Source organism: Methanoculleus sp., from assembly GCF_035363275.1.
GTDB lineage: Archaea > Halobacteriota > Methanomicrobia > Methanomicrobiales > Methanoculleaceae > Methanoculleus.
Genome location: NZ_DAOSET010000146.1, coordinates 1 through 1,196 on the forward strand (window position 1 = coordinate 1; position 1,196 = coordinate 1,196).

Genomic DNA, 1,196 nt, shown 5'->3' on the forward strand with positions numbered 1-1,196 from the left:
TCCGCCTGATCGCCAGGCACCCACCCTTCAGTGATAAAGGTCTCCTCTGTGGTAGCAAACCGCAACGGGGCTTCCGCCCGCTCTACATCAGCCGTGAGTAGTTCATCGCATGCTACCAGGAGATCGGTGTGCCTCTCCCGGACCCCCGCTATCTTCTCATTGACCGCGGCAATCTCGGTATTTGCCTGCCGGGTCTCGTCGATATGAGCCGCCAGGCGATCAGCCGGCGCCCCGGTCTCCTCCGGGATGGGGATCACCTGGAACCCGGCATCGAGAAGGGTTCGCTCGACCTCTTCACGGTGCTCGTTTGCCACCACGACGACGATCATGTTGCCGTCCACCTTATCGGAAAAATATTTCTCGTGGGGGACGTCGATGGACACATCGTGCATGATATGCCCGGTAAAGACGGTAAACCGCGTATACCCGCGGTAGAGTTCCAGATCCAGGGGGACCGCAGCAAACGGTTCCAGTTCTCTTGCGCGTTGCTCGTGCTCCTTCTGCCGCGCCTCCAGCTTCGAGCGTGTTGCGACGAGGTCTTCTACCTCCTTCTGGATGGAGGGAAGATCCGTCTCTATCATCGCCCTGACCTTCGATGCGGGGAGCTTTGTTCTGATTTCTACGTTATCCGGGTCTATCCCGCACGCATTCTCGATCGCTCTGACCTTGATGAGCGCCGAAGCCGCATCGCTCGCCCCGGGAAGCGGGTGGCCGATCGAGAGCGCTTCAGCGGACTCGCTCTCCGGCACGAAGTCTTCGATGTGATAGACGTTGTGACGGTAGAGCTCGCTGATGATGGTCTCGATCTCACCCTTCGGGGTCGCGATGAGCAGCCGGCGCATCTGTTCAGGCCGTAACATGCAGTTGCTCCTTAAACCGTGCAACAATCAAGTCTACAGCTCTTGCAAGGTTCTTGTTCCCCGCTGCCTTCAGCTGTTCTGCGCGCGCTTCACCCTCCTTAACAATCTCTGCATATCTGCTCTGCGCCTGGGCCCGTGCCTCGGCAAGGCGTTGATTCCTGTACTCCGCGGCATCGTTCTGTGCCTTCAGGACCAGGTTGTCAGCCTCCATCTCGGCATCCGAGAGGCTCTTCTTCCTCTCAGCCTGCGCATCACGGATCATTGCCTGATACTCTTCTTCAGTTTCCCTGATGCTTTTCAGGACATCGGTCTTCATCAAACCCTCCTTCTCACGGC

1 protein-coding gene and 1 pseudogene are annotated in these 1,196 nt (G+C 58.3%); both read right to left on the reverse strand.

All coding sequences use genetic code 11. The annotated features are described in order from the left end of the window. Window positions 1–860 (reverse strand): annotated as a pseudogene (locus tag PLN84_RS13420) (V-type ATP synthase subunit I); the annotation flags it as partial. Next, window positions 847–1,196: V-type ATPase subunit subunit G family protein (locus PLN84_RS13425; protein ID WP_348532202.1), on the reverse strand; the 350-nt coding region annotated here is incomplete at its 5' end. The pseudogene PLN84_RS13420 and the gene PLN84_RS13425, both read right to left, overlap by 14 nt.